General features: G+C 33.2%; 4 protein-coding genes and 2 pseudogenes. All 6 read right to left on the bottom strand.

What is annotated here, in order from left to right; translation table 11 throughout:
• Nucleotides 1-250 (bottom strand): annotated as a pseudogene (locus HMPREF9184_RS04380) (hypothetical protein); the annotation flags it as partial.
• Nucleotides 237-935, bottom strand: coding sequence for a DUF5081 family protein (locus HMPREF9184_RS04375; RefSeq protein ID WP_000066160.1), 699 nt, complete (start codon nucleotides 933-935; stop codon nucleotides 237-239). The gene HMPREF9184_RS04375 and the pseudogene HMPREF9184_RS04380, both read right to left, overlap by 14 nt.
• Before the next feature lie 2 nt (nucleotides 936-937).
• Nucleotides 938-1,237, bottom strand: coding sequence for a WXG100 family type VII secretion target (locus HMPREF9184_RS04370; RefSeq protein ID WP_000774265.1), 300 nt, complete (start codon nucleotides 1,235-1,237; stop codon nucleotides 938-940).
• Between the two features lie 5 nt (nucleotides 1,238-1,242).
• A complete protein-coding gene (locus HMPREF9184_RS04365; protein WP_000008830.1) occupies nucleotides 1,243-1,644 on the bottom strand; it encodes a hypothetical protein in 402 nt (133 codons plus the stop codon).
• Nucleotides 1,645-1,806: 162 nt separating this feature from the next.
• Nucleotides 1,807-1,920 (bottom strand): annotated as a pseudogene (locus HMPREF9184_RS10035) (phage replisome organizer N-terminal domain-containing protein); the annotation flags it as partial.
• 611 nt (nucleotides 1,921-2,531) lie between these two features.
• Nucleotides 2,532-2,786 (bottom strand): hypothetical protein, encoded by a 255-nt coding sequence (locus tag HMPREF9184_RS04355; protein WP_000343589.1) that lies wholly within the window; start codon nucleotides 2,784-2,786, stop codon nucleotides 2,532-2,534.
• Nucleotides 2,787-3,323 lie beyond the last annotated feature (537 nt).

The following is a 3,323-nucleotide window of genomic DNA, read 5'->3' as shown; positions in this document are numbered from 1 at the left end:
CACGCCGATATAGGTCGCCAACTTCATTCACTTTGTTGAGCATTTTAGAATAGTGCTCCATTGCTTTCGAGGCTTCTCCACCCTCATAATATTTTGTTTCAGAAAGGCTCTTCAATTTTGGAGCCAAATTATTTTGAAATGAAACCTCAACTGTGGTGATGTAACGCATGATTGCCTGTAGTTCATCAGGATTCATGACGATTTCTTTAGATCCACCACCATCCATTGTAGTAGCTTCAATTAGAACCATTTTCAAAATCCTCCTCTCTAAACGGAATAGAAAGCCAACTATACAATCTCTCTAGGAAATAGTATTGGCTAAAACGATATAACTCCTCTTGATTCACATCAAATCCCAGCAATTCTCCTCCTTCTTCAACAAAGAGATAAGAAGCTGATAATAATGCTGCGTGTCTGGTCTCACACATTTGTTCCAAAGGATAATACTGTACCATCAGCGCTTGATCTGATGCTATAGCAGTTTCGATATCAGGAGTTAGTTGCTGTCTTTCAGTTAGAAAATCAACCTCATCTTCCAGAGGAATCCTTGTCACCAATGGGAGCTTGTCTTGTAGCAACAATAAGCGACTCATAGAACTAATCTTGACAAGTTGATATCCCTGACCAGTATCTACGATCAGAATAGAAAAGTTGCTGTCTCGGCATTGCATGAAATAGAAATTATTCAGAATGACTAAAGTTCTACCCAGACAATATTCTCTTAGAGTCTCAACTATGACAAACCCTGCTTTTGTTATTGAACCATCCTCATTTACTAGGCCTTTTTTCTCAAGAGCTTCCTTAGCTATCGTCCACACTAGTTCAGAAGTAGTTACAATATCGTCTAGTGTTGGCAAGCCAGGCATTAGTTCCCCGTCAAAGGCACCGATCAGATAATGGAGTTCGTAAATGGAAAAAGTTTCTTTATTTGACATATTTATAACCCCTTAATTGATGCAACTTCCGATGAACTATTATAGCTATCAATGGAGCTTTTCAAACTTGTTACTGCTTTTTCATGTTCTTCCATAATAGATCTCAAATCTTTATGGTATTTATGGATGATGTCTAGATAGGACTCAAAAGCTACTTTTGTTTTCCCAGACCACTTGGCTGACTGGAGATAACTTTTTAATTGAGTGACAGTTTGGTAAGAATTTGTCAATTCTTGATTAATTTCTTTTGAAAGCTGAATAGCTGTCTCTAGGTCTTTATACTTTATTTTTAAATCTGCCATGGAACTTACCTCCTTCTACGGTTTCTTTTCCTACGTTCTTCAGCTTGACGTCTTGCCTCTGCTTCCCTCTCTCGGCGTTCTTGCTCAGCCAATCGAGCATAATACTGATACCGTTCATAAGCTGCATCAACCGCACGAGACAATTTGCTTACGTCACTTGATTGATTTGAAATAACTGATTCTACTTTTGTTTTAACCCTATTTTCGCTATCACTAAAAACATCCTCTGGAATAATAGATAAACTCATAGAAGGTCGTGAACTATTATAGCTATCAACTTTTCCTTCCATCGTTTTTAATTTAGAATTAAAATTTTTTAATTGACTGTTCAAGTCGTTATACAAAGCCTTATATTGTTCCCTTTTCTTTTCTGTAGGTGTCCCAAACCATGCATCCAAAAATGACATAATGAGTATCCTCCTTTTTTATCATTATTCAGTTCAGAAGATCGGTTAAAATCCTGAATCGAATCAGGACAAGTAACGTCATCTAACTCATCTAATTTTTTACTATTCATATCGATTAACAAATGTCAGAAAATAAACCGATTATCTTCTATAAATCTCTCATTAGGAATCTAATTTTTTTAACATTTCTGCTTTTTTTCTTTCAAGTTCTTGACTCTGCTCTTCTGTTATCTCGTTCTTATAATTAGGATTTGACCAAGATGGAACATTGGTCTTTTGGGATTCGCCAAAAATTTCTCTTTCGGCGTTCTCAATATCTTCCATCTTCTTCACTCCTGCTTTTTCCCAATTTTCTAACGTCTTAAATAACCAACCTGGACCTCGTTTCTTATTCATTGTTACCTTATCTAAAGCTACAACTACTACTTCTTCAGATATACTTTGACAAAATTTAATTAATCTTTGTCTATTATTCTTGTTATCATACTCTGGTTTATTACTAAAAATTTTAAGAAAGAGCTGAATAACATTAAAATACTGTAAATGTTTATCGTCACTCCTACTATCAGATGATTCCTCAAAGACAATATTGCTTCCATCAATACTCTTAATATAATTAAGATCTATTGAAAATGATTTGAATGAAAAAATGTATTTTACTATCTTTCTATTTTTTCGCTCAATAGTATACTCTAAATCTCTAATAATCTGACGTCCATCATCATAAGTGAGACTCTGTAATTCTTTAATAGCACTATTTAGAATTGTTAATTTATTTTTTTAGCATATGGCGTTGTGAATTTCATAATAATATTTTCAAATACTTCTGCATCAATGGCTATTGGACGGTTTATAGATCGGTATTCAGCAATCCATCGATATAAATTTTACCCATATTTTTTCAATTGATTATGTAGTTCACGACCAAATTTTAAATACTTTGTCTCAGACCAATCATCATTATTAAATAAATCAACAACTCGTTTTTTATTCTGAACAATGTTCCCTGCCTCATCCAAAATCTCATTTTGATAAACCGCTTCTGAAATATGAGCTGTCAATTCCTGATTGATATGATCTATTCTAAATTTTTCTGTAAATAAAGGATAATCATCAGAAACACTATTCCCTTTTTCATCCATTTTAATAAATTTTTTATATGATACGAGTTTTAATTTAGTTTGAATCTCTTCAATAAAACGATTGAAGTGTTTTCCCCTGTATTGGCATAATACACTCCATCAGAATTTTTTAAAACATTATCCGACATATACGCAATGTCAGAATAAGAGATAGTGATCCCATCAGGAGAATATTTATCACGAATTTCACCCAATAAAGCATATACAACATTTGCTTTATTCTTTTATAAATTCCCAAGATCAAAATATTTTGGAAAATCTCTATCATATTGAATAACAGCGCTATACTTTTTTTGATTTACATCTTTTAATTTTGCCATCTACTAACCTTCCTAACTCCGTTTTTTCTAAGGTTATACAGGAATCTCCCTTATATTTTATCATATTTTATAGCCAATTAGAAACTATGATAGTCTTTCTATTATATGAGACTATTACTTTTCTAGATTTCACCTTGCGTTTCTAGGACTTTAGACTCTCAAAACCCTTGGTATCACTGCCTTTATACTATCCCCTAACTAACATAATTTAAATAAC

Source organism: Streptococcus sp. oral taxon 058 str. F0407, from assembly GCF_000235485.1.
Taxonomy (GTDB): Bacteria; Bacillota; Bacilli; order Lactobacillales; family Streptococcaceae; genus Streptococcus.
Note: the sequence above shows the minus strand (reverse complement) of the source record. Positions and strands in the feature narration are given on the sequence as shown.